This window comes from Nocardia sputi, assembly GCF_023501985.1.
In genome coordinates, this window is the sequence record NZ_JAMFLC010000018.1 from 157,822 (window position 1) to 180,447 (window position 22,626).

24 protein-coding genes are annotated in these 22,626 nt (G+C 68.1%); 10 read left to right on the plus strand and 14 right to left on the minus strand.

Features of this window, described 5'->3' with window-relative positions; all coding sequences use genetic code 11:
- Positions 1 to 547: 547 nt before the first annotated feature.
- Entirely contained in the window at positions 548 to 802 is a 255-nt protein-coding gene (locus M8859_RS23580; protein ID WP_011211115.1) for a WhiB family transcriptional regulator, read from the minus strand.
- A 253-nt stretch (positions 803 to 1,055) separates the two neighbouring features.
- Positions 1,056 to 2,000: a diacylglycerol/lipid kinase family protein gene (locus M8859_RS23585; protein WP_249644820.1), complete on the minus strand. Its 945-nt coding sequence runs from the start codon at positions 1,998 to 2,000 to the stop codon at positions 1,056 to 1,058.
- Positions 2,001 to 2,222: 222 nt separating this feature from the next.
- Here M8859_RS23585 and M8859_RS23590 point away from each other — a divergent pair, with 222 nt between their 5' ends.
- Entirely contained in the window at positions 2,223 to 2,615 is a 393-nt protein-coding gene (locus M8859_RS23590) for a hypothetical protein (RefSeq protein ID WP_249644850.1), read from the plus strand.
- On the opposite strand, the gene M8859_RS23595 is transcribed toward M8859_RS23590, so the two are convergent.
- Genes M8859_RS23595 through M8859_RS23620 form a run of 6 tightly spaced genes read right to left on the minus strand, consistent with a single transcriptional unit; the run spans position 2,594 to position 8,070 of the window.
- Entirely contained in the window at positions 2,594 to 3,301 is a 708-nt protein-coding gene (locus M8859_RS23595; RefSeq protein WP_236565279.1) for an endonuclease V, read from the minus strand. The two genes, M8859_RS23590 and M8859_RS23595, sit on opposite strands and share 22 nt — an antisense overlap.
- A gap of 5 nt (positions 3,302 to 3,306) precedes the next feature.
- Positions 3,307 to 3,825: a GNAT family N-acetyltransferase gene (locus M8859_RS23600; RefSeq protein WP_159920653.1), complete on the minus strand. Its 519-nt coding sequence runs from the start codon at positions 3,823 to 3,825 to the stop codon at positions 3,307 to 3,309.
- Complete coding sequence (locus M8859_RS23605) at positions 3,822 to 4,427, minus strand: acid phosphatase (protein WP_159920655.1); 606 nt, start codon at positions 4,425 to 4,427, stop codon at positions 3,822 to 3,824. Before M8859_RS23605 ends, M8859_RS23600 begins: the two co-directional genes overlap by 4 nt.
- A gap of 48 nt (positions 4,428 to 4,475) precedes the next feature.
- A complete protein-coding gene (locus tag M8859_RS23610) occupies positions 4,476 to 5,012 on the minus strand; it encodes a nitroreductase/quinone reductase family protein (RefSeq protein ID WP_159920657.1) in 537 nt (178 codons plus the stop codon).
- A 40-nt stretch (positions 5,013 to 5,052) separates the two neighbouring features.
- Positions 5,053 to 6,282, minus strand: coding sequence for an Rv3212 family protein (locus M8859_RS23615; RefSeq protein ID WP_159920659.1), 1,230 nt, complete (start codon positions 6,280 to 6,282; stop codon positions 5,053 to 5,055).
- A 27-nt stretch (positions 6,283 to 6,309) separates the two neighbouring features.
- The gene (locus M8859_RS23620) at positions 6,310 to 8,070 is read right to left on the minus strand and encodes a DEAD/DEAH box helicase (RefSeq protein WP_283779985.1); all 1,761 of its coding nucleotides are present in this window, start codon (positions 8,068 to 8,070) and stop codon (positions 6,310 to 6,312) included.
- 461 nt (positions 8,071 to 8,531) lie between these two features.
- Between M8859_RS23620 and M8859_RS23625 the strand changes: the two genes are divergently transcribed.
- Genes M8859_RS23625 through M8859_RS23635 form a run of 3 tightly spaced genes read left to right on the plus strand, consistent with a single transcriptional unit; the run spans position 8,532 to position 11,222 of the window.
- Entirely contained in the window at positions 8,532 to 9,389 is an 858-nt protein-coding gene (locus tag M8859_RS23625; RefSeq protein ID WP_223521108.1) for an SCO6745 family protein, read from the plus strand.
- Between the two features lie 57 nt (positions 9,390 to 9,446).
- Positions 9,447 to 10,502: a polyhydroxyalkanoate synthase family protein gene (locus tag M8859_RS23630; RefSeq protein ID WP_195069491.1), complete on the plus strand. Its 1,056-nt coding sequence runs from the start codon at positions 9,447 to 9,449 to the stop codon at positions 10,500 to 10,502.
- 27 nt (positions 10,503 to 10,529) lie between these two features.
- A complete protein-coding gene (locus M8859_RS23635; RefSeq protein WP_249644822.1) occupies positions 10,530 to 11,222 on the plus strand; it encodes a ferritin-like fold-containing protein in 693 nt (230 codons plus the stop codon).
- A 6-nt stretch (positions 11,223 to 11,228) separates the two neighbouring features.
- On the opposite strand, the gene M8859_RS23640 is transcribed toward M8859_RS23635, so the two are convergent.
- A complete protein-coding gene (locus M8859_RS23640; protein ID WP_159920665.1) occupies positions 11,229 to 12,065 on the minus strand; it encodes a helix-turn-helix domain-containing protein in 837 nt (278 codons plus the stop codon).
- A 102-nt stretch (positions 12,066 to 12,167) separates the two neighbouring features.
- Here M8859_RS23640 and M8859_RS23645 point away from each other — a divergent pair, with 102 nt between their 5' ends.
- Both M8859_RS23645 and M8859_RS23650 read left to right on the plus strand, forming a co-directional pair.
- A complete protein-coding gene (locus M8859_RS23645; RefSeq protein WP_159920667.1) occupies positions 12,168 to 12,707 on the plus strand; it encodes a YceI family protein in 540 nt (179 codons plus the stop codon).
- Positions 12,708 to 12,982: 275 nt separating this feature from the next.
- Entirely contained in the window at positions 12,983 to 13,210 is a 228-nt protein-coding gene (locus tag M8859_RS23650; protein WP_159920669.1) for a DUF3107 domain-containing protein, read from the plus strand.
- Positions 13,211 to 13,289: 79 nt separating this feature from the next.
- Here the strand turns inward: M8859_RS23650 and fasR are convergent, their stop codons facing one another.
- Entirely contained in the window at positions 13,290 to 13,955 is a 666-nt protein-coding gene (gene fasR, locus M8859_RS23655; protein WP_159920671.1) for an HTH-type transcriptional activator FasR, read from the minus strand.
- A gap of 464 nt (positions 13,956 to 14,419) precedes the next feature.
- Between fasR and M8859_RS23660 the strand changes: the two genes are divergently transcribed.
- The 4 genes from M8859_RS23660 (at position 14,420) to M8859_RS23675 (ending at position 19,271) form a co-directional block, all read left to right on the plus strand.
- Positions 14,420 to 15,409 carry a DUF3152 domain-containing protein gene (locus tag M8859_RS23660; protein WP_236565305.1) on the plus strand — a complete coding sequence of 330 codons (990 nt, stop codon included), beginning with the start codon at positions 14,420 to 14,422 and terminating at the stop codon, positions 15,407 to 15,409.
- 226 nt (positions 15,410 to 15,635) lie between these two features.
- A complete protein-coding gene (moeZ, locus tag M8859_RS23665; RefSeq protein WP_159920675.1) occupies positions 15,636 to 16,820 on the plus strand; it encodes an adenylyltransferase/sulfurtransferase MoeZ in 1,185 nt (394 codons plus the stop codon).
- A gap of 91 nt (positions 16,821 to 16,911) precedes the next feature.
- Positions 16,912 to 17,763, plus strand: a complete 852-nt coding sequence (locus tag M8859_RS23670) for a TIGR02569 family protein (RefSeq protein ID WP_249644823.1) — start codon at positions 16,912 to 16,914, stop codon at positions 17,761 to 17,763.
- A gap of 341 nt (positions 17,764 to 18,104) precedes the next feature.
- A complete protein-coding gene (locus M8859_RS23675) occupies positions 18,105 to 19,271 on the plus strand; it encodes a CHAP domain-containing protein (protein WP_159920679.1) in 1,167 nt (388 codons plus the stop codon).
- A gap of 290 nt (positions 19,272 to 19,561) precedes the next feature.
- Here M8859_RS23675 and M8859_RS23680 read toward each other — a convergent pair whose 3' ends face one another.
- From M8859_RS23680 to M8859_RS23695, 4 genes are all read right to left on the minus strand, one after another.
- Positions 19,562 to 20,761, minus strand: coding sequence for a Cmx/CmrA family chloramphenicol efflux MFS transporter (locus M8859_RS23680; RefSeq protein ID WP_249644824.1), 1,200 nt, complete (start codon positions 20,759 to 20,761; stop codon positions 19,562 to 19,564).
- A gap of 277 nt (positions 20,762 to 21,038) precedes the next feature.
- The gene (locus tag M8859_RS23685) at positions 21,039 to 21,581 is read right to left on the minus strand and encodes a hypothetical protein (RefSeq protein ID WP_195069488.1); all 543 of its coding nucleotides are present in this window, start codon (positions 21,579 to 21,581) and stop codon (positions 21,039 to 21,041) included.
- A gap of 152 nt (positions 21,582 to 21,733) precedes the next feature.
- Positions 21,734 to 22,063 (minus strand): hypothetical protein, encoded by a 330-nt coding sequence (locus M8859_RS23690; RefSeq protein ID WP_249644825.1) that lies wholly within the window; start codon positions 22,061 to 22,063, stop codon positions 21,734 to 21,736.
- A gap of 5 nt (positions 22,064 to 22,068) precedes the next feature.
- Complete coding sequence (locus M8859_RS23695; RefSeq protein ID WP_249644826.1) at positions 22,069 to 22,470, minus strand: hypothetical protein; 402 nt, start codon at positions 22,468 to 22,470, stop codon at positions 22,069 to 22,071.
- Positions 22,471 to 22,626 lie beyond the last annotated feature (156 nt).

Consider the following 22,626-nt stretch of genomic DNA (forward strand, 5'->3'; position numbering starts at 1 on the left):
CGGACCCGGTCGGCATCGTCGGAGGACCGGCGCGCACTGCCTCCGCCCCGGGCTCGGGAGCAGGTCGGCTCCGGCGGCGGTTTCGTTCCACTTCGCGCTATCGACAGTGGTGTCGCATCCACCGGTTCGATCGCGCGGGACCTCCGACGACCTGTTGCTGGGATGTCACCAGCGGCTGCGACGGGACGCGGTTTCCGGCTTGTGGCGGAATGGCCGCCGGAATGTCCGAATCGAGCGGAATGCGAGGTGTCAACCGGATTTGCGGCCGTCTCGACCTGCTCGGCAACCAATCTTTTTCCCATGCCTCGCGATCATCCGCAAGTCGAGACCGCATCGCGGGGACAGCCTGATGCGCGCTGCCGTTATTGCCGTCCCACGCAAGCCCATTGGCCTCGTTCCCGTTTCCCGGCGAAGCGAGACCGGCCATTTCCAGTTCGCGTCGGAGGTGCGAGAACTACGAAAACAACACAGCCCGGCACCTTTGGGTGCCGGGCTGAAATGCGTTACCGGGCCGGGCTGAATGGCCCGGTAAAGCCGGTCGTCTCGATCAGACGACGGTGCGGGTGCGGGTGCGTGCGTTACGACGCTTGAGCGCCCGGCGCTCGTCCTCGCTCATACCTCCCCACACGCCGGCGTCTTGTCCGGACTTCAGGGCCCAGGACAGGCAGTCGGCGGTTACGGGGCAGCGAGCGCAGACCAGCTTGGCATCGGCAATCTGTGCGAGCGCCGGACCACTGTTACCCACCGGGAAAAACAGCTCGGGGTCCTCATCGCGACAGATGGCCTTGTGGCGCCAGTCCATTCCTCTGCTCCTTTGCTGGGCGCCGCGCAGTGGCGCCTTTGGTTTGTGGATCGTTCACTTGTGCGACTCGAATGTTTCCGCACGGTTGCTTGTGAATGCTTTCACGAACACCGTAGATGTCAATAGGCACGCGGTGCACCGTGGGGAAGCTCACGCTCTGAAGGCCCCCGCATGGGGAGCCTGCCCGGTCCTTTGTACTCGCTCCACCTGCTTTTCGCAGCACAACCGCGATGTTTTCCGCGGCGTTTCGCCCTCAGAGCGGCCGTGGCGCCACGACCGCGAGGACGTCGGGCACCGCCGTGAAATCCACCACGTTGCGCTTGCCGATGAAGTCGCCATCGATTTGCAGGCCGATGGGTTCTTTGGACTCGATTCGTACGGTGGGAACGTCGTCTGCTCGAAATAAATTGCGCGACTTGGGGTTTCCGTTGGACGCCAGAAGTTGCCGCGCGAGTAGGAGTGTCGGGAGCACGGCCATGGAGCGCACCGCGAACACCCCGAGGCCCGTTTCGAACCGGGTGCCGGGGTTGGTGTGCACCGGCGTGGCGTTCAGATAGGTCCAAGGTGTGGTGTTGGTAACGAACGCGTAGTGCACCCCGTCCACGGGCTTGCGGCCCGGGATCTCCACCTGAACGCCGGGTTCCTTGCGCTTGGCCCGGAAGAATTGTCGCACGGTTGTTCGAACGTAGCGTGCCGGGGTCGCGGTGCGGCCGCGCGCGCGACTGGCATCGATCGCCTCGCACACGTCGGCGTCCAGTCCGACGCCCGCGCTGAAGCAGAACCAGCGGTCGTCGGCGAGCCCGAGGCCGATGCGGCGGTCGGAGTCCCGCGTGAGCAGGTCGATGAGCTGGTTGGTGGCGGTCACCGGGTCGGAGGAGATCCCCAGCGCCCTGGCGAAGACGTTCGCCGAGCCGCCCGGGATCACGCCCAGGCGCGGCAGCCAGGCCTGGCCGTCGTCCAGGACCGGCAGCGGCAGGAACCCGTTGATGGTCTCGTTGACCGTCCCGTCGCCGCCGTGCACGACGATCAGGTCCATCTCGTTGGTCGCGGCCCACTGGGCCAGTTCCGCGGCGTGACCGCGGTGCTGGGTGTGCGCAACGGTCAGTTGGGTGCGGCTCTCCAGAGCGTGCGCGAGTAGGTCCCGGGTCGCCGGCGTTGTGGAGGTGGCATTCGGGTTCACGATCAGCAGCGTCCGCACGAGGGCAGCCTAGTTGGCGGCCGGCCCGCGCCGGAAAAGCGGCGAGCGTGGCCCGTGCGTCGTTCTCCCGGCACAAGCCAGGGCGATGGCGCGGTCGGGTGAGTCGTAGGCTTGCCGCGTGAACGAGCGTCATCGAGGGAAGCGGGGACACCGTGCGCTGGCGCGCACGACGGAGCCGAGTGCGGGCGAGGCGCGGTCGTGAGCGACAAGGGTGCGACGGGAATGGCGCCGACGACGGTGCGGGTGGCCGGCGCTCTGGTGACGCTCGAAGGCGTCGTCGCCGTGGGTGTCGCGATCGTGCTGGTGGTGCGCGGGCTGCTGGGTCACGACCAGTCCGCGGCGAGCGGTTACGGCACGGCCGCCTGGTTCGGCATCCTCGGCGGCGCGGTGCTGGCCGCGGGCGTCGGGCTGCTGCTGGGGAAACGCTGGGGGCGCGCCATCGCCGTCATCGCTCAGCTGCTGCTGCTCCCGGTCACCTGGTCGCTGCTCACCGACTCTCATCAGCCGGTCTACGGCGCTGCGCTCGGAGTGGTCGCGATCGCGGCGCTCGTGCTGTTGTTCGCGCCGCCGTCGACGCGCTGGATGGCGCACGACTACGGGGTCGAGCCGGAATAGTCCCCGGTCGCCGTGCGCAGCGCCGACCGGCACAGGTGGTCGGCGTGCCGGGTGGTTTCCGGTAGCCGGTAGTTCGGGGTCAGGGCGAGCACCTGGGCGCAGGCGGTGTCGAGGTCGATGCGGTGCCCCACGGAGACGAAGACCGGTTTGACGCCGGTTCTGGTGCGCAGCGCACGCCCGACCACCGCTGCGTCGATGGTGATGTCGGTGGCCGCGCCGCGTTGCGGACCCGGCTCGGTGTAGTCGCCCCACACTGTCTTCGCGACGCCGATCGTCGGCACCCCGGTGAGCAGCCCGAGGTGGCAGGCGAGGCCGAAGCGCCGTGGATGGGCGAGTCCTTGCCCGTCGCAGACCAGCAGATCCGGTGCCGCGTCGAGCTTTTCGAGCGCGGCGAGGGTTGCCGGGATCTCACGGAAAGCGAGCAGTCCGGGCACGTAGGGGAAGGCGGCGGTCGCGTGCGCGACGGCCGAAGCGACCGGGCGGAGGGTGTCTGCCGCCAGGACGACTACCGCGGCGGCTACGGCGCTGTTGTCGCCATAGGCGGAGTCGAGTCCGGCGACGGTGCGGAACCGGGTGCCCGGTGGGGTGACCGGGGAAACCAGCGGCCGCAATTCGTCCTGCATCGCCATGGCCGATTCGGCGGTGGTGGGCCAGGACTCGCGATCGAGCGGCGGGAACCAGGGCACGCGCGCTACCGTGTTTCGGCGGCCAGCTTGCCGAGCGCGTCGCCTGCCAGCCGATAGCCCGCCCATTCGTCCTGGGCTACGGCGCCGATCGACTCGTAGAAGTCGATCGAAGGCTGGTTCCAGGTCAGCACCGACCAGGCCACGCGGCTGTAGCCGTGGTCGACCGCCTCCTTCGCCAGGGCCGTGAGCAGCGCCTTGCCGTAGCCCTTGCCCCTGGTTTCCGGTTTGACGTACAGATCTTCCAGGTAGATGCCGTGCACGCCGTCCCAGGTGGAGAAGTTGAGGAACCAGATGGCGCAGCCGAGCAGACCCGACTCGTCCGCGACCACGTGCGCGAACAACTTGGGCTCCGGCCCGAACAGCGCGGAGTGCAGCTGTGCGGTGGTGACCGTGCACTCGTGCCGCGCCTTCTCGTACTCGGCCAGGTCGTAGATCAGGTCGACCAAGGCGGGCACGTCCGATGCGACGGCGCGGCGCAGGACGGCGTCGCCGAGGTCGACGACGGGGGAGTCGGTTCGGGTCACAGTGACGCTCCGTTGGGTACCAGATTGTGCGCGCGGATCGCGCGCACGTCGTGTTCGTAGCCGAGGACGGTCAGCGCGCCGGTCGACATGGCGAATCGGCGGCCCTCCCGGACGTCGAATTCGGCCCAGCGGGCGATCAGCGCGCGGGAGAAGTGGCCGTGCCCCACCAGCACGATATCCCGCTCCGGCAGCACCGGCGCCACGGCGGCCAGTACCCGGTCGGCGCGTTCGCGAACCTGCCGCGCGGTCTCGCCGTCCGGGACCGGGCCGGTCCAGACGGTCCAGCCGGGCACGGACTCGCGGATCTGCGGGGTGGTCAGGCCCTCGTAGGCGCCGTAATCCCATTCGGCGAGGTCGTCGTCGACCACGGCGTCGGTGAGTTCGGCCAGCTCCGCCGTGCGCATCGCGCGTAGCCGAGGGCTGGTGCGCACCAAAGGGTTTCGCAGTCCCAGCGTGGCGAGCAAGACGCCCGCGGCCCTGGCCTGCTGCTCGCCGCGCTCGGTGAGCGGGAGGTCGGTGCGGCCGGTGTGCCGCCGCTGTGTGGACCAGCTGGTCTCGCCGTGGCGAAGCAGCACAACGCGGGCGTCGTCGAGTGCGGACATGTCTCCATGATGGTGCACCGATGATCATGGTGCGCCACGCGCCGTGGATCAGGCGTTCGACGCCGTGCCCGCGACCGGGCCGAGCGGTTCACCGATCTCGAGCACCACCAGCGGCAGCGGTCGCGAAACCTTGGCCTGGTATTCCGCGAGCAGCGGATTGTTCGCTGCCACCCAGCTCGCGAATTCGTCGTACTCGGCGCCCTCGAGTGCCCGCGCCGTGCCTCGGTACACGGTTTGCCCGAACTCGATGGTGACGTTCGGATCGGCTTTCACGTTGTGGTACCAAGCCGGATATCTGTCCTCGATGAACGAACTCACATACAGGGTTTCGCCGCGGCGCAACACGCCCAGTGGTACGAGGTGGCGCTTGCCGCTCTTGGCGCCTGTGGTGGTGAGCAGCACCAGTTCACCGCCTTCATAGGCGCCGCCGACCTTGCCCGCGTTGTCGCGGAACTCCTGGATCACGCCGTCGTTCCACCTGGCGATCTCTTCTTCGGAGTACTCCCGGTTCCACGGCGCGTCCGGATCGTCGTAGGACGCGGTCGCGGGCTTCGATCCGTCCGCGGTGGCTTCGATTTCGCTCATTCCCTCAGTCTGCCTCGAGGCACCGACAGATTCGGCGGCGTCACCCCAACGCGTGCAGTTGTGCGTCGCGAAGTTCGAGCACGGTGTTCCCGACCACGGTGAGGGAGATCGGACTGCCGGTGTAGCCGGGCCGCTCCACCGGGATGCGCCCTGCTTCGGCTCCGGTGGCCGGGTCGAGGACAGTGAACGCGCCCGCGGTGGGCAGCAGCAGTTTTCCTGCCATGAGCGCCGGTGATCCGAGGGCTCGGCCCGCGGTCCACAGCGGGTCGAACGTGCTGCCGTTCAACGCGATCACGCTGTTCCCGGTGAAGACCAGATAAGCGGACCCGATGCGGGTGGTGGTCGCCGCGCTGCTCAGCGGCGCCGAAAGCTGATGCGTCACAATCGGATTGCCGTTGCCGTCGTAGACGGCCAGGCGCGGCGGAAGCGGTTCGGCGCCTGCCGCGATACCGGGGAAGTAGAGCACGATCCGGCTGTCGGACACCGCGACCACCCTGGCCTCGGCGGAATCCGCTCCGGGACCGGTCAATACGTGCGAGCCGTGCTCCTCGGGCACCGTATTGTCCTTGGGCGCCGGGTTGAGCACGGTGAGCCGGGCGGCCGGGTCGGCGGGGCAGCGCTCCAGCACGGCGAGCCGAGACGGGCTGGAGCCGGACGACAGCAGTGTGCAGCCTTTGCGCGGCTGGGTCTTGACGTTCACCGGTGCGTCGACGAAGCCGTACTCCACGGTGCGCACCAGGTCCGAGCGCCACATCTCCAGCCGCTGCGCTCCCTGCGCCAGGAGGTAGGTGCCGTCGACCGACAGCCGCACGTCCTGGTCCATGTAGCTGCTACGAGCTGTGCGACGGGCGCCGCTGTCGCCGGCCAGCATCGTGGCCTGGCTGCAGCCGCGCTCGTCGCGGTAGACCGCGATCACCATGCCGTATTGGCCTTCGACACCGCACAGCGGCAGGTCGCGCCGGTATTTCCAGAGCTGGTCGCCGGTGCGCGGATCGCGGCCGGTGACCGTGTGCTCGTCGCCGGTCACCGCGACGCCGCCGGACACGAGCGCTCGCGCGCTCGCGCCGTCCGGCGCCCGCCACAGTTCACGCAGCGAGGTCGGCAGCTGATCGGCCGCCGCCGGAGTTGGCACCGTGGACGACGCGGTCACCGATTCGGTGCCGTGCGCGTCCCCGCGCACCCACACCACGAGCCCCGCGATCACGACGAGAACCGCGATCGCCACTGCGGAGATGATGTCGGCGCGCGTCCGCCGCTCGGGTGCGAGCACGAGTGCGAGACTAGCCGATCCGGGCGATCAGGCCGATGCGGCCGTCGCGGGCTCGGCCGCGCTCCCGGTGTCCTCGGCCGCCGCTTCGCCTTCGCCGGAGCGACGGCGCCTGCGCCGACGGCGAGCGGGCCGGTCGGCCGATCCGGTCTCGTCCGCGTCGTTGTGGTCCTCGTTGTTGCCGCCGGCGTTGTTGCCGCTGGCGTTGTTGCCGCTGGAGTCGTTCCTGTCGGCGTCGTTGTCGCCCGAGGCGTCGGTGCTCGACTCGTCGGCGGCGGTGTTGTCCGTCGCGTCGTCGGTCGTCTTGCGCCGCCTGCGCCTGCGGCGGGCGGGCTTGTCGGCCTCGTCGGCTGTCTGCTCCGGGCCCGTCGCCTCGTCACCGGCGGGAGTCTCGGTGTCGGCCGTGTCGGTGGCGTTCACCGCGCCGTCGATCGGCTGACCGCCACGGGTGCGCCTGCGATTGCGCTTGCGCGGAGTGCGGGCGGGGCGTTCGACGACGACCGCCTCCGGGTCGCGTTCCGGCTTCGCCGTGCGCACGACACCGGTCACGCCCTCGGGAATACCGAGATCCGAGTACAGGTGCGGTGAGCGCGAGTACGTCTCGACCGGCTCGGGGATGCCGAGTCCGAGCGCGCTGTTGATCGCCGACCAGCGGTTGAGCTCGTCCCAGTCGATCAAGGTCACCGCGACGCCGGTGCGTCCGGCCCGGCCGGTTCGCCCGATCCGGTGCACGTAGGTCTTCTCGTCCTCCGGGCACTGGTAATTGACGACGTGCGTGACGTCATCGATGTCGATGCCACGCGCCGCGACGTCGGTCGCGACCAGCACGTCGATGGCGCCCTTGCGGAACTTGGTCAGCGCCTTCTCACGGGCGATCTGCCCGAGGTCGCCGTGCACCGCGCCGACCGCGAACCCGCGCTCGGCGAGATCGTCGGCCACTTTCTGCGCGGTGCGCTTGGTGCGCGTGAAGATCATCGTGGCGCCGCGGCTCTCGGCCTGAAGTATCCGGGCGATCAGCTCGCTCTTGTCCAGGGCGTGTGCGCGATAGACGAACTGCGCGGTGCGGTCGTGCACCGCCGAATCGTGCGGCTCCTCGGCCCGGATATGCGTCGGGCGGGACAGGAAGGTGCGCGCCAAGGTGATGATCGGACCCGGCATGGTCGCCGAGAAGAGCATGGTCTGGCGCTTGTCCGGGACCATGCCGAGGATGCGTTCGATATCCGGGAGGAAGCCCAGGTCGAGCATCTCGTCGGCCTCGTCCAGCACGAGCACGCCGACCTTGCCGAGGATCAGGTGCTGCTGATCGGCCAGATCCAGGAGGCGGCCGGGCGTGCCGACCACCACGTCGACACCGGAGCGCAGCGCCGCGATCTGCGCCTCGTAGGGGCGGCCGCCGTAGATGGAGGCGACGCGCAGCGGTCCCTGGTGGTTGGTCAGGTACTTGCTCGCGTTCTCCAGATCCTTGGTGACCTGGATGCACAGCTCGCGCGTCGGCACGATGATCAGCGCTCGCGGCGTGCCGTCCAGCGGTGTGGTGCCGGTATCCGCGGTCGCGATCCGGTGCAGCAGCGGCACGCCGAATCCGAAGGTCTTACCCATGCCGGTGCGGGCCTGACCGATGAGATCCTCCCCCGCGAGCGCCAGCGGGAGGGTCAGTTCTTGAATGGCGAAAGTACGTTCGATTCCCATCTCGCCGAGGGCGCGGACGATTTCCGCGCGCACGCCCAATTCGGCGAAAGTCGGGGCGGTATGCGTTGCGTCCAGTTCGGCCGTCAACAGGGTCTCCGCCAGTCCCGGTTCCTGATCGACTGTGATCTTGCTCAGGTTCGTGCCTTCCTCGTAATCACGTCCCGCGCGCACGAGGTGGGGCGGACCGGGCGGTCCACGACGACCACGACTCCGCAGGCGATACTCCACCCGGCCACGCTCCGGATGCCGGGCGCCTGCCCCGAAAAGCGGCGGCTACCTCGCAAAACATCGGCGCGGCGCACTGGTGACGCGGATCTGGTGCGCGCACATTTTCCTGTCCAACGAAAACTTCGCACTCGAAACCGGTCGGCGGTCGTAGCGGCGTCCCCGCGGTGTGCGTGAGCGCGACGTCCGGCAACTCCGTCGAGCGAAACTTTCGTTGTCCGAGGTGATTGTAGCGTGATATTGTTCCTCGCTCGAATTGCCACCGCGGCGCGCTGTGGAAAATCGTGATTCCCGCACCTCGCTTTCGCCGCGCCGGGCGCCGACGTACGCTGCGCGACATGGCAATTCATCCGGCGCGTCAAATCTGGGCGACGCTCGAACCGTTACACGATGTCGTCTATTTCGGAACCGGCGTCAAGGAGGCGGGCCTCGGCATCGGCTTGCGCGGCTACTGGCAGACCTACTTCGCGTTCCGCGCCGCGCCGCTGGGAGCGGTGACGCCCGCGACGGTGCGGGCGGCCTTCGCCGGATTCCACCCCGACATGGTGCATCGCGCGCTGCCGGAGGCGTGGCAGCGGGCGACGCCGCAGCAGTGTCTGGACGCCCGGCTCGAGCTGGCCACCGGGTTGCTGCGTGGCGTCGGCGCGGGTGACGCGGTGTGCGCTCGGGCGGTCGAGCTGCTCGCGCCGGCGCAGCGTGCCGCCGATCCCACCGGGCGGGTGCTGTTCGCCGCGAACGCGGACCTGCCGCTGCCCGCCGATCCGGTGGCCGCGCTGTGGCAGCTGGCCACCTCGCTGCGCGAACATCGCGGTGACGGTCATGTCGCGGCTCTGGTCACCCACGGCCTGACCGGGCGTCAAGCGCTGGTCGCGCAGGTGGCCGCGGGCAAGGCGCCGGAATCGGTGATGCGGCCCGCGCGCGGGGTGTCGGAGGCGGAGTGGGCGGATGCTTTCGACGAGCTGCGCGCTCGGGGCGCGGTCGGCGGAGAGCCGGTCACCCCGACTCTCACCAGCAGCGGGGCCGCATTGCTGGCCCAAGTGGAGGCCGAGACCGACGAAGCGGCGTGGACCGGCGCGCTCGCGACGCTGTCGGCCGACGCGATCACGGAGCTGACCACATCGCTCGAGCCCCTGGTGCGCAGGGTGCAGGAGGCGGTGGTGCCGCCGCTCAACCCGGTCGGCATGGGGCCGCGGTAGCGCGGTCGGCGGAGTTGCCTGTTACCGGCGGTACCGGCATGTGCGACTCTGTTCGGTGTGAGCCTTGCCGACACTGTCACCCTCGCCGCACGCAACGCGTGGGCACTGACCTTCGGCTCCGGCATCGAGGCGCCGGACCCGACTCCCACGACGGTGCTGTGGGACCAGCCGCACCGGCAACTGCGACGGTTCGAGCGAGCGGACGCGCACGCACCGCACGACGATTCGGCCGTCCTGCTGGTTCCGCCGCTCGCCGCGCCCGCCACCTGTTTCGATCTGCGGCCCGATCAAAGCCTGGCACGTTTCCTGCTGGAGATCGGCCGCCGCCCGTACGTGGTCGACTACGGCGAGATCACCTTCGCCGACCGGCGCATGGGCTTCGAGGACTGGACCGACGACATCCTGCCGGAGGCGGTGCTGCGCACCAGCGCCGATCGCGACGGAGGTCCGGTCGATCTGGTCGGCTGGTCGCTCGGCGGCACGCTGTCCCTGCTGACCGCGGCGGCCCACCCGGAGCTGCCGATTCGATCCATCACGGCCGTCGGCTCGCCGCTGGACTACGACCGGATGACCGGCGTTCCGCAGTTGCGCGCGGTCGCGAAGCTCACGGGCGGCCGGGCCACCTCGACGGTCGTCCGCGCGGCCGGTGGCGTTCCTGCGACACTGACTCGAATCGGCTACAAAGTCACCGCCTGGGATCGCGAACTGACCCGGCCGTGGTTCGTCGCGAGCAATATCGCGCGCACCGAGGCGCTGGCGAAGATGGAGACGATCGACCGGTTCATGGCCGCGATGCCCGGGTATCCCGGCCGTTTCTACGGGCAGTTGTGGGGACGGTTCATCCTCGCCAACGACATCGGGCGCGGGGTCGTCCAACTGGGCGGACGCCGGATCGAGCTGGCGAAAGTGACCGCGCCGGTCCTGCTGGTCGGCGGACCCTCCGACGTGATCACCCCGGCTCCGGCCGTCGAAGCGGGCGCCGGTGTGCTCACCGGAGCGGCGGCCGTTCGCTACGAGACCGCGCCCGGCAGCCACCTGGGCATCCTGGCCGGACCGACCGCGCGTGACACGACATGGAGTTACCTGGAGAAGTTCCTGGCCGAGCCCGCCTGAGCCACGGTGAGTATTACGCTGGGGCCCATGGGAGCACAGTCACCTGCCGCGTTAGGTGTTTCGTCGACCGACCCAGCAAGCCTCTCCATCCCCGCGAGCCATCCCGGTGTGACCGATCTGTTCGCTGTGCTCGCGTACGGCGAGATCTCCGCGTTCTATCGGCTGGCGGAGGAGGCCAAGCTGTCGCCGACCCTGCGGGGCAAAGTGGCGGTCGCAACCATGGCCGCGGCCGAGATGGAGCATTTCAAGACGCTGGAGTCCGCGCGCGGCGCCGATGTCTTCGACGCCATGGCGCCGTTCGTGCGGGCGCTGGACGACTACCACGCCTCCACCGACCCCTCCACGTGGCTCGAGTCGATGGTGAAGTTCTACGTCGGTGACGGCATCGCCGCGGACTTCTACACCGAGATCGCGGGCGCGCTGACGCCCGACGTCGCGGCGGTGGTGCGCGACGTGCTCGCCGAGACCAGCCACTCGGAGTTCGTCGTCGAGGAGGTCCGCCGAGCGGTCACCGAGAGCCGCTCCGAACGCGACCGGCTCACCCTCTGGGGAAGGCGGCTGCTGGGCGAGGCGATCACGCAAGCCCAGTTCGTGATGGCGCAGCGCGACGAACTCACCGATCTGGTCCTCACCGCCACCGGTGATCTCAACGGGATCGCGGCGCTGTTCGAGCGGATGCAGGACAGTCACGCCGAGCGCATGGCGGTACTCGGCATCTGAGCGCGGCTACGCGTTCGCCGCGCGATCGGTGACCAGCCGCAGGCCGGGCGCGTGCATGTTCGCCTTGTCGGCCAGCCAGACGATGATGCTCTGATCCCGGTCGGCTTCCAGGGTCTCGAACGACACCTCGACCATGCCGTGCGCGGGATGGTCGAGGTGCAGCGTGCCCGAACCGGGAGCGCCGACCCGGTGCGGTTTCCAGCGGTCCGCGAAATCCGGGAGGCCGCGCAGCGCCTCGATCGTGGCCCGTAGCGAATCGTCGCCCGGCCAGTGCAGCTTGGCGCGGCAGAGCGCGGCCGTGAAAGTATCGGCGGCCTGCTCCCAGTTGCGCACGACCCGCCGGGCGGCCGGGTGCGTGAACGTGTACCAGGCGAGGTTGGGCTGATCGGGTCCGTCCAGTAGTCCCAGCGGAGCGACGAAATCGGCCCAAGCCCGGTTCCAGCCCAGCACGTTCAGCCGTCGGCCGACCACGAAGGCCGGCGTGGGCTGCAAGGCGTGCAGGATGGTCTCGATCGTCGGGGCGAGCCGCTCCTCGGCGGATTCGTTACCGGGGCAGCGGGATTCGTTGCCGGAGGCCAAGGCGAGCATGCTGAAGTACTGCCGATCGTCGCCGCGCAACAGCAGCGCGTCGGCCAAAGCCTCGATCACCGCGACCGACGGGTTGGTGTCGCGCCCCTGCTCCAGCCGGGCCAGGTAGTCGGCGCTCACTCCGGCGCGGACGGCCACCTCTTCACGGCGCAGGCCCGGTGTGCGGCGGCGTCCGCCCTCGGGCATGCCGACGTCCGACGGCCGCAACTCGGCGCGCCGGGCGATGAGGAACTCCGCGAATCCGTTACGAGCCATGCGTCCCATCGTGCCCGGTCCGGGCACGATTATCCGCGCCCTGTCAGGTCCAGGATAACGGCGGTCTGGCTACCGGACCGAGGTCCGGTCATTGTCGGAGGTATGACATCCACCTCGGAATCCACCACGCTGAAAACCGGTTCGTGGGCGCTCGACGCCGCGCACTCCTCGGTCTCCTTCTCCATTCGTCATCTCGGCATCTCCAAGGTGCGCGGCGGATTCACCCGGTTCGAGACCGAATTCGTGGTCGACGAATCGGGCGCCGCCACCATCGGCGCGACGATCTACCTCGACTCCTTCGACACCGGCAACCCGGACCGGGACGCGCACATCCGCACCGCCGACTTCCTCGACGTCGCCAACCGCCCCACGCTGACCTTCCGCGCCACCGAACCGGTGGTCGTCGCGGAGTCCTTCGAGGTGCAGGGCGAGGCCACGCTCGGCGCGATCACCAAGCCCGTCACGCTGGAGGTCGAGTGGGGCGGCGTGCAGGACTTCGGTCCGACGGGCGATCGGCACGCGGGCTTCTCCGCCACGGGCACCATCAAGCGCACCGACTTCGGCGTCGGCGGCGCACTGCCCGGCATGCTCAGCGACACGGTGAAGATCGAACTTGAAATCCAGCTCATCGAACCCAAGTAAGCGGCGCCAGACGGTGTTCGCGGAAGGCGAACATCGTCCCCGCCGCACGCTTCTACAGCGAACGCACCGACTGATGTCGCAAGTACATGGGTAACTCCTCGGGTACGCCCAGACCAGGAGAGGTGCGAGAACGCAGGACCTGAACGAATCCCGCGCGTCACCTGACTGGTATGGCCTGAAGATGCGGAGAGGCGGGGGAGCCTGAAAACTCGGAGAGGCGGGGGAGCACTAGCCTGGACTCGACAGCACAGGACTCTCAGGTTCGGAGGTTGGCCGTGGAGGTCAAGATCGGTATTTCGGATAGCCCGCGCGAGCTGGTGATCAACAGCGCGCAGACCCAGGACGAGGTCGAGAAGCTGGTGTCCGGTGCGCTCGGCAGCGACGGTGGCGTCTTGGCGCTCTCCGACGAGAAAGGCCGCAAGTTCCTGATCCAGGCGTCGAAGGTCGCATATGTCGAGATCGGCTCGACCACCGGCGGCCGCGTCGGTTTCGCCGCGGTCTGATCCGGCTCCGGCCACCTACGCATCGAGCCCCCGCCCCCGATCACTCGGGGGCAGGGGCTCGTTTCGCGTTGTGCCGCGTTCAGTCGATCGGGTGCAGGGGGACGTGCTTCAGGCCGCCCCACGCGAGCGAGACGGTGGTGTCGACCGCCTCCTCCTTCGGGATCGGCCGATCGGCCTCCAGCCAGTAGCGCGCGGTGAACTGGCTCGCGCCGACCAAGCCGACGGCCAGGATGCGGGCGCGGTAGGGGTCCAGGCCCGAGTCGTGCGCGACCAGATCAAAGACCGCGTCCACGCAGGCCTCGGTGGCTTGCTCGACCCGGCGCTGCACCTGCGGCTCACTGGTGAGGTCGGACTCGAAGACCAGCCGGAAGCCCTGCATTTCGTTGTCCACGAAATCGAAGTACGCCTGCACCGCCGCGCGCACGCGCTGCTTGTTGTCGGTGGTGGAGCGCAGCGCCTGGCGCACGCTGGACACCAGCATGTCCACGTAGTTCTGCAGCACCGCGAGGTAGAGCTCCAGCTTGCTGCTGAAGTGCTGGTACAGCACCGGCTTGCTCACTCCGGCGCACTGTGAGATCTCGTCCATGCCCGCGGCGTGATAGCCGCGCTGCACGAAGACCTCGCTTGCCGCCGCGAGTAGCTGAAGACGTCGCTCGTCGCGTGGAAGCCGCGTACCGCGTTTGGCGGGCGCCACGGCCTCGGACGACGATCGACGGGACGTCATCCGGTCCACGAGGTCAGTCATTTTCGGCTCTCCCAGTCGATTCCCCGGCGAAGGGGTGTGCACCGGGTCATCTCATGAACGATACCCGGTTGTCGCCCGCCCGCGGATCGCGGCCGGACAACTGGTGCCACCCGCGCAGAATTGTCGCACTTCCGGGACCGCGCATGTGCCCGTGAGTGGGGAATCGCGGCTGTGAGACGCTGGTGAACGTGACCGACCGACCGGAAAGACCACCCGGTGGGCGGCGTGGTGCGCGGTACCCGGCTGGCTCCGGCGCGCCCGGTTCCGTAGGGTCGGACGACGTGGCGAGAACCTGGCCAGTGGCGCAATCCGGTGGTGCGGCTCGGACCGGCGCAGCCAAGCGGTCCGGGGCAGGCGGCGGGTCACCCGGTCGCGGGCGGAAGAAGCGCAAGAACGCCGAAGCGTCCGAAGCCCCTGCGCGACAACCCGATTCCGACCAGCAGCATGACCGGGACGGTGTCGAGATATACGATCCGCTCGGGCTCTACTCCCACAAGGCCGACCGGTCCCACCAACCGCTGCGCGCTCGCTGGGATCCCACCGCCCCCGACGAGGGCAGGGCCAGGGCCCGCCCGGAGCGGGACGCCAAGAAGCAGAGCGCGCTCGGCAGATTCGTTTCGACCTATGGCTGGCGGGCGTATGCCTTGCCGGTCTTGGCCGTGATCACCGTTCTGGTCGTCGTCGACGCGATCCGCGCCACCCGCACCGGCGATATCGTGGGTCTCGATCCGGCGCTGGGGCGACTCAGTACGGCCACCGCGACCGCGGGCATCATCGGCGCTCCACCGGGCGACGGGCACTTCCCCACCGATCTACCCACCGGGGCACTGCCGGAGGGCGGCGCGTTCGCCGAGACCGGCGGCGGCGCGTGGCACGTGGTACCCGGCACGACGGCTCAGGTCGGCGCCGGAACCGGCACCGTCTTCCGCTACACCGTGGAGATCGAGAACGGCGTGGACACCTCCGGCTTGGGCGGTGACGAGGCCGTCGCCAAGATGATCGACTCCACCCTCGCCAACCCCAAGAGCTGGGCACACGACCCCAAGTTCGCGTTTCGCCGGGTCGACCAGGGTGACGCCGACTTCCGCATCTCGCTCACCGCACGCGGAACCAGCCGCAAGGAATGCGGTTTCGACATCCCGATCGATACGTCCTGCTACAACGCCGACAGTCGCCGCGTGGTGCTGTCGGAAGTCCGCTGGGTGCGCGGAGCGCTGGCCTTCGACGGCGACATCGGGTCCTACCGGCAGTATCTGATCAACCACGAGGTCGGCCACGCCATCGGCTACCACCAGCATCAGGCTTGCGAGAACGACGGCGGGCTGGCGCCGGTGATGATGCAGCAGACCTTCGGAACCAAGAACGACGACATCGCGGCCCTCGATCCGCACGGCGTGGTGCCGATGGACGGCAAGCGCTGCCGGTTCAATCCCTGGCCCTACCCGCGCGGCTGAAGGGTCGTATTCGTGGCGGGTGGCGCTCGATCCGGGCGGTTGCCGGTGCGGTCGTGTGGGAGGGGCAGCGGTCGCCGGACGGCAGGGCGGTTGTCGCGGTGGGGCGGTGATACGGAACGATGGGCCGGGAAGAACGGTCCGATTGTCGGTGTTGCACAGGTGAGCAGCCCGCGAAGGGCGCCATACCGCCGCAGCGATCGGCCTAGCGATTCGAGGAGTCCTGGACGTGTCATCACCCAAGTCCCTGCCGCCACTTGTCGAGCCGGCCGCGGAGCTGACCAGGGATGAGGTAGCCCGCTACAGCCGACACCTGATCATCCCCGATCTCGGCGTGGACGGGCAGAAACGTCTGAAGAACGCCAAAGTGCTGGTGATCGGCGCCGGTGGTCTCGGCTCGCCCGCGCTGCTGTACCTGGCCGCCGCGGGTGTCGGCACGCTCGGCATCGTCGAGTTCGACGAGGTCGACGCCTCGAACCTGCAGCGTCAGATCATCCACGGCGAATCCGACATCGGCCGCCCGAAGGCCGACAGCGCCCGTGACTCGATCCTGGACATCAACTCCGGCATCGACGTCCGGCTGCACAAGATCCGGTTGGAACCGGAGAACGCCGTCGAACTGTTCGGCGAGTACGACCTGATCGTCGACGGCACCGACAACTTCGCCACCCGCTACCTGGTCAACGACGCCGCGGTGCTCGCGGGCAAGCCGTACGTGTGGGGTTCGATCTACCGCTTCGAGGGCCAGGTCTCGGTGTTCTGGGAGGACGCTCCCGACGGGCGCGGCATCAACTACCGCGACCTGTACCCGGAGGCCCCGCCGCCCGGCATGGTCCCGTCCTGCGCCGAGGGCGGCGTGCTCGGCGTGCTGTGCGCGTCCATCGGCTCGGTGATGGTGACCGAGGCCATCAAACTGATCACCGGCATCGGCGAGCCGCTGCTGGGCCGGCTCATGGTGTACGACGCACTGGACATGAACTACCGGACCATCAAGCTGCGCCGGGATCCGGAGCGTCAGCCGATCACCGAGCTGATCGACTACGAGGCGTTCTGCGGCGTGGTGTCCGACGAGGGCCAGGCCGCCGCGGCCGGGTCCACCATCACCGCGCGTGAACTCGAGGAACTGCTGGCATCGGGCAAGGAGATCGAACTGATCGACGTGCGCGAGCCGGTGGAGTGGGACATCGTGCACATCGAGGGCGCCAAGCTGATTCCCAAGGACCGCATCCTGTCCGGCGAAGCACTGGCCGAGCTCCCGCAGAACCGCCCCATCGTGCTGCACTGCAAGACCGGGGTGCGCTCCGCCGAGGCCCTGGCCGCCCTCAAACGCGCCGGTTTCGCCGACGCCACTCACCTGCAGGGCGGCGTGATCGCCTGGGCCAACCAGGTGGATCAGTCGCTGCCGGTGTACTGATCCGGTCGACTGATCGTATTTTCCGTCCGAGAGGGCTGCGAACACGGCGCGCCGAAGGCGCGCCAAAACAGACACGACGTACCGTACGGCCGTGACTTCTGTGGAACCTCCCGAGCATGTGCGTGCCACGTTCGGTCTGCGCGAAGTGACCCCGGTTCCGCTCGGTGACTGGGAAGGCGGCTGGCGCTTCGGCGACGTGGTGCTCAGTCCGGTCGCCGATCACGCGCGCGCGGCGTGGTCGGCGAAGATCCGTGAGACGTTGAAGGTGGACGGACTGCGGCTGGCCCGCCCGGTGCGGGCGACCGATGGCCGTTATGTGGTGTCGGGCTGGCGTGCGGACACCTATTTGGAGGGTGCTCCCGAACCACGGCACGACGAGGTGGTCTCGGTGTCCTTGCGCCTGCACCAGGCGACGGCCGACGTGGAGCGGCCGCGCTTCCTCTCACAGCCGCCGGTCGTGCCGTGGGTGGACGTGGACGTGTTCGTCGCCGCCGATCGCGCCGCGTGGGAGCCGGTGCCGCTGCGCAGTCTCCGTGCCGGCGGAGTGTCGCTGTCGACCTCGCCGGACGGGCAGCGCAGCATCGAGCTGATCGGTCAGCTTGCCACGCTGCGCAAACCGGTACAGACGCCTCCGCAGCTGGTGCACGGTGATCTGTTCGGCACCGTGTTGTTCGCGGGTGCGCAGATCCCCGGCCTCACCGACATCACCCCTTACTGGCGGCCCGCTCCCTGGGCGGCCGGAGTGATCGTGGTGGATGCGCTGGCCTGGGGTGGCGCGGACGACGGGTTGCTCGAACGCTGGGCGGACCTGCCGGAGTGGCCGCAGATGTTGTTGCGCGCGGTCATGTTCCGCCTCGCGGTGCACGCTCTGCATCCGCGCTCGACGCCCCAGGCGTTTCCCGGTCTGGCGCGCACGGCGGACATGGTGCGCCTTACCCTCTGATTCGGAAGTCGTGCAGTGTGATTCGGCGCGACGAATTCGGCTCGGTCGGTCAGGGGTTGTTCGCCCCGCGTTCGGAAGGACTCACCATCAATTGCCAATGTCGGGAATGCCCGATACTCGGCGTTAGAGATGGGTGTGCCGCCGTACGTCCGGCGGTCTCTGCCGAGTGAGGTTTCGGATGGTGCTCGTTACGCCTGCCGGCATGCGTGCCCTGGGTCGGAGGAGGGTGCGCGCGTGGTGACGACTTGTTACGAGCTGATCGAGTTGGTCGGCGATCTGTCCATGCTGTGTACCGGCCTGCGAGGACCGGCTGCGTGCACCGTGCCGGGTGGAGGGCGTGCATGACGACCACGTTCCAAGACATAAAGATCGAGCCTTTTCCGCATCCCGCTCATGCCAGCCCCGGCCTCAACGCGATCATCGACGCGGCGCACGGGCATATCCAGAGTTCGATCGTGCTGTTCGCCTCCGGTTATGACGGCGGACAGCCGGACATGATCGGTCGGCTGGCAGATAAAGGACTGCTCAGCGAGCAAGGGCTCGAGTTCGACCAGCCCGGCGCCCAAAAGCTCGACCCGGCCTCGTCGGTGATGACCGGCAACTACGGGGATAGACGCGGTGAGATCCTGAACATGGCATCCGACCTGCGCATGCGGACCGACAATGTGAATGAGCGCGCCTTCGCAAGCTTCGACACCTCGAACAAAGCGTTCCAGGATGTGAAACGGATCGCGGACGGGCTGAGAGCCGAGTTGAGTGGCCAGCACGAGCTGACTCGGCTGCCCGACGGCAATTTGCACCTGACTCCCGCCGCGGAGAATCGGTTGCTGGTGCTGATCCTGGAGGCCGTGGACCGGGTGCACGACACGATCGAGGATTCCGACAGTGGTATGCGCAGGAACGCGGGCAACATCTACGAGATGATGCCGAACCTTCCCCGCAACCCGTACGGCAATGCGCCGGATGTCGGGTCTCGGAGTCCGTGGACGCCGACCGCGAGCAGCGCTACGTGGACCCGCGGGACCGGAACCCCGGATGACATCGTCACGAAGGCCCGGGAGCAGCTGGGACTCGGTGTTTCCGAGAGCGGCGGAAATAATGTCCCGATGTTCCGCGGCGCGGATGGCAAGCTCTACAAGGCCCCGTACAACATCAATGACGCATGGTGCGCGGCGTTCTCTACCTGGGCGTGGGATCAGGCCGGTTACAACGTCGACTGGACCAACAAGAATTACGTGCCGGCCATCTGGAACGACGCCAAGCACATGGGATTGGCGGCGAATATCTCGAGTGCCCAAAAAGGTGACATGATCATCTTCGACTGGGAGGGTGACGGAACCCCGGACCATGTGGGCATCGTGGAATCCGTGGATCCCAGAACCGGCCGGATCAACACCATCGAAGGCAATTCCAGCGATCGCTTGCAAACACAAAGCTATGCAATGAACGCTGGATCGCTCGTCGGTGTCGTCAAACCGCCACCCTCCGACAGCTCGACGAGAGTCTGAGGGTGCCGCTCGCGGTGTCGGCCGATCATCGGTCCGGACCGGCGTGGTGAGCTGGGGCAGAACTCGCTCGATGCCGACAGTGGGCCTTGCATCGACCAACGCATAAGGCGACGTGGCCGAAGTGATTGCCTTTCAACTATTCGGCGTGCGCCGCAACCACCCGAACCCGCGAAAGCGGATGCAATGTGGCGGCTTCCCGTTGGGCAACGGAGGTGAAGGTCGCCCGGCGAGAAGCCGCCGACTCGGCAGGCAGAACGCGCAACCCGCTGCGTTTTTCTGTTGCGCGAGGATTACCTGATCGGATCCTGTGCCATGGATTCTTCGGCCGACGTCTGGGATACGACCGAATTCCTGGATGTCCACACGACAGCCACCGCGGCGATGGTGAAGACCGCGCTGCACCACAACGCTTTCGCCGGCTGCCCGGTGTGATCGACCACCACAGCGGCGGCGACAGGACCGAGAACAGCGCCGATATTGAACGCGGTGGTCGCCAACGCGCCCGCGATACGTGGTGCGGCGGTCGCGGCGGTTTGCACGATCGTGGCGATCAGTGTCGATCCGACGCCGAACGCGACCGCGCCGGTCACCGCTGCCATGATCGACACACCGGCCGATGTGTGTGCGGTCAGAGCGGCCAGCAACCACACCGCGACGAGTCCGGTCGTTCCGATTTTGACGATTCGATGACGGTCGCTGTAGCGGCCCGTGAACGTCACGCCGAGGAACGAGCCGATGCCGAAGAAGGCCAGCACGACCGGAACCCAACCGCTACCCGCACCGGCGACAGCGGCGGTGATCGAGCCGAGGAAAGTGAAGCCCGCGAACGTCGCCGCGTTGACCAGGACCGCCACCACGACGGCGGTGCGGACCGGCCGCCTGCCGAGCACCCTCCATTCGCTCGACAGCGACAGCTCCTGTGCGCCGGGCCGATCACCGGCACGCACATCCCGAGGGACCATCGTCCACAGCGGGATAAGTACTGCCCCGCTGACTATCGCGACGGCCCAGAACGCCGCACGCCAACCCCAGACCTGTCCCAGCAGAGTCCCGGCGGGTACACCGGCGATGCAGGCCACTGTCACCCCGGATATCACCACCGAGGTGGCGCGCCCCACCACGGCCGGGCCGACCAATCGTGGCAGAGCGGCCAGCACGACAGCGAGGAATCCGGCGTTGGCGACCGCCGCGACGACCCGAGTCGCCAGCAACACCGGGAAATCGATGGTCACCGCACCGACGACGTGAGCCGCGCAGAACACCGCCAAGAACGCCGCCGCCGAATGCCTGACCGGCAATCGGCCCGCCGCCACCGCCATCGCGGGCGCGCCGAGCACCATGCCCGCCGCGAACAGCGAGGTCAGCAGACCGGCGGAACCCAGCGAGGCTCCGACGTCGACGGCGATCCGCTCCAGCAACCCCGACACCATGAATTCGGATGTGCCCTGCGCGAAAACCGCGACAGCCAGCACGAACACCACAATGGGCATAGAAGGACAACTCCCCGGATACAGGGCGCCAGGTTCACGACGCCCGAGATGGTCGCGGAATCGGGCGAACCATCGCCCGACCGCAGGGAAAACCAACATCGTCCGGCGTTGCGAAGAACCCGCCAGCCACTCGATGACCAGCGGTTCAGTCAGCTCACAACGCCGCCCAGCACAAATGCCGGGCGGCTACCGTCTGGACGACTCCGGAGAACTCACGCCCACACCGTAACAACGGACGCGGGCTCGGCCAACGCAATTACACCCGCGCCGAAGGGCTTCAGTGCGACCGCAACCGAGCTATGGCGACGTGGTTGGCGTGTGGATCCAGCGTTATCGCCGCCGCCCACACATGCGCCGCGACGGCACGTTGGTCGAAAAGGGTGACCCAGGTGTCGATGGATTCGCGGGTGTCCTTCACCCAGGTGGGCGTCGCTCCGAGTTCAGGCAGGTGGGTGTATGTCAGTGCCGTGTAGGCCTGGCCTCGGGCATCGAAAACAGTCGCCGCGCACATCGTGTCGGCAGTGGAGCGTTCGCTCATCCGGCCCGCCGCCGCGGCCTGTAGCGCGTCCCGTGGGACACCCTCGGCTGCGGTGAACACCTCGCCCACCGTCAGGTAGGCGAGCCCGAAACCCCAGATGCGGCCCGCGAAGCGGCGGATCAGCCATTCGGCCGAATCCAGTACGGGGGAGCGTTCGGCGTGGGGATCGAGGGCTATCGGGATGTGGGCGGCGTCCTGTGCGGTGGGGTTTTCGGTGCGGGCGAATCCCCAGAAGTGAATGGTGTCGGCGTCGGCGGCGTCTGCGCGGCGTTCGGACATCATCGCCGTGAGTATCGCGTCGATCGTGGCAGGGGGCGGGTATCGGATGGTGGAATTCGTCGGCTTCCGCGACTGGTGCCGCGGTCGATTGCGTCGCTTGGACATTTCCCTTTTCGGTTGCTGCCTGTACGGGTCGTGGATGCGGCCGGGAGTATTCACGGGCGCGGTGATCGCGGCGGGACGGGAAGATCGGTGGTGCGTGCCCCGCCTGCGGGCAGCAACACCTCCCAGAACTGGGCGCGCACCGCGTCCCACAACCGGAAATGGCGTGGGAACCATTCGCGAACCTGCGCCAAATCGGGGAGTGCGCGTTCGTCGAACGCGACAAATCCGTTCTGTCCTAATGGGATCGGCACGGTATCGCCGTTGTTGCGCAGGCGGTAGGCGGGTGTGGGATCGGAGTCGTCACGCAAGAACACGATCTCGATGCGACTCCCCACTACCTGCCATCCGGCCTGCACGGCTCCGATTGTGGTTCGATGCAACCGTTTCACCCCCGCATCGGTTCCGGTGGCGCGGCCAAAGCCGACAGCCGTTCCAGTACTTCCTGAAGCGTGTGCACATCGGGGCCGTGCCCGGCGCTACCGGGCTCATCAGATGACGGGAAGCGCATGCCACGCGCGGCGGCGCGTTCGCGGTGGCTCACCACCTGCGGCGTCAGCCGACCCGAGGACACCAGCGTGCGATAGGCCGCCGCCTTCCACGCACACCGCTCGATGCGGCAGGTCAGGTGCACCCGCATCTGCTCGTGAGCCAGTCGCACGTCGGTGTGCCCGCAGACTTCGGGCAGCACGAGCAGGGCATGTGTCGCGCTGTGACGCCCGCGCGTATCTCCCTCCACCGCTGCATAGTTCGTTACGGATTCGAGTTCTGTTCCGTGTTCTTCGGCCATGTGCATATGCTGCGCAGCGTGCCCACGATGGGACGCGCGAAACGTCCGGTGCCGAGCAACCGGTGCGTCCGCGCTGAGCGTCTCCCGAGTCGGGCGCACATTGATTCTCGCCGTGGGAAAAACCAGGCCACACCGTGGGAAGTAAGGGGAGGACAC

Excerpts from the sequence above, each read along its gene's own strand:
- M8859_RS23685 (WP_195069488.1), bottom strand. The coding sequence starts at position 21,581 with ATGATGTCCGAACGCCGCGCAGACGCCGCCGACGCCGACACCATTCAC.
- M8859_RS23640 (WP_159920665.1), bottom strand. The coding sequence starts at position 12,065 with ATGGCTCGTAACGGATTCGCGGAGTTCCTCATCGCCCGGCGCGCCGAG.
- M8859_RS23605 (WP_159920655.1), bottom strand. The coding sequence starts at position 4,427 with ATGTCCGCACTCGACGACGCCCGCGTTGTGCTGCTTCGCCACGGCGAG.
- M8859_RS23625 (WP_223521108.1), top strand. The coding sequence starts at position 8,532 with ATGGCAATTCATCCGGCGCGTCAAATCTGGGCGACGCTCGAACCGTTA.
- M8859_RS23610 (WP_159920657.1), bottom strand. The coding sequence starts at position 5,012 with ATGAGCGAAATCGAAGCCACCGCGGACGGATCGAAGCCCGCGACCGCG.
- M8859_RS23680 (WP_249644824.1), bottom strand. The coding sequence starts at position 20,761 with ATGCCCATTGTGGTGTTCGTGCTGGCTGTCGCGGTTTTCGCGCAGGGC.
- fasR (WP_159920671.1), bottom strand. The coding sequence starts at position 13,955 with ATGACTGACCTCGTGGACCGGATGACGTCCCGTCGATCGTCGTCCGAG.
- M8859_RS23635 (WP_249644822.1), top strand. The coding sequence starts at position 10,530 with ATGGGAGCACAGTCACCTGCCGCGTTAGGTGTTTCGTCGACCGACCCA.
- M8859_RS23695 (WP_249644826.1), bottom strand. The coding sequence starts at position 22,470 with ATGGCCGAAGAACACGGAACAGAACTCGAATCCGTAACGAACTATGCA.
- M8859_RS23590 (WP_249644850.1), top strand. The coding sequence starts at position 2,223 with ATGGCGCCGACGACGGTGCGGGTGGCCGGCGCTCTGGTGACGCTCGAA.
- M8859_RS23675 (WP_159920679.1), top strand. The coding sequence starts at position 18,105 with ATGACGACCACGTTCCAAGACATAAAGATCGAGCCTTTTCCGCATCCC.
- M8859_RS23645 (WP_159920667.1), top strand. The coding sequence starts at position 12,168 with ATGACATCCACCTCGGAATCCACCACGCTGAAAACCGGTTCGTGGGCG.
- M8859_RS23580 (WP_011211115.1), bottom strand. The coding sequence starts at position 802 with ATGGACTGGCGCCACAAGGCCATCTGTCGCGATGAGGACCCCGAGCTG.